The following is a 763-nucleotide window of genomic DNA, read 5'->3' on the forward strand; positions in this document are numbered from 1 at the left end:
CAGCCGATGCCGTGATCACGGCTATTTCAGCAACCCGGCGGCCGGCGGCGCTGCGGGCCAGATGCACCACCACGTCCAGGGCGCTTGCAGCCTGCAGAGTAACCGCGGTGCTGCTCATGCCGGCGAGCGCCCCGAGAGCTGCCAGCCGGGCGGGAACATTGGCAGCCGAGTTGGCATGGATTGTGCCGCCGGCGCCGTCGTGACCGGTGTTCATGGCGGCCAGGAGTTCACGGACCTCGGCGCCGCGGCACTCCCCCACAATCAGCCGGTCCGGCCGCATCCGCAGGGCCTGGCGCACCAGTTCGGCCTGATCCACGGACCCGGCTCCTTCGACGTTGCCATGCCGGCTTTGCAGGCCCACAACATGCGGGTGGCGGGGATCCAGCTCTGCGGCGTCCTCCACGAGCACCAGCCGTTCGTGCGGTTTGCTCAATGACAGCAAGGTGGAGAGCAGTGTGGTCTTCCCCGTGCCGGTGGCTCCGCTGATCAGGAAGTTCAGGCGGGACGCGATGATGCGCCGAAGCACTGCGGCGCACTCAGGATCCATAGTTCCACCGGCCTGCAGTTCCTCCATGGTGAAGGTCAGCGTGCGCCGGATGCGGATGGAGAGCAGCGTGGAACCAGTGGATACCGGACGCAGCACCGCGTGGACCCGGTAGCCGCGCAGCTGCACATCAACGCACGGATTGGAGTCATCCAGCCGCCTTCCCCCGGCAGCAATCAGCCGGGCGGCAAGTCCCTGAACCTCCGCGTCGGAACCGAA

At 67.5% G+C, this 763-nt stretch carries 1 protein-coding gene; it reads right to left on the reverse strand.

Annotation, left to right across the window (positions count from 1 at the left end; translation table 11 throughout):
- On the reverse strand, positions 1–763 hold a 763-nt coding region (locus CXQ90_RS21665), incomplete at both ends, for a TadA family conjugal transfer-associated ATPase (RefSeq protein WP_104141389.1).

Source organism: Arthrobacter sp. ZGTC131 (assembly GCF_002929275.1).
In the GTDB taxonomy this organism is placed as follows: Bacteria; Actinomycetota; Actinomycetes; order Actinomycetales; family Micrococcaceae; genus Arthrobacter.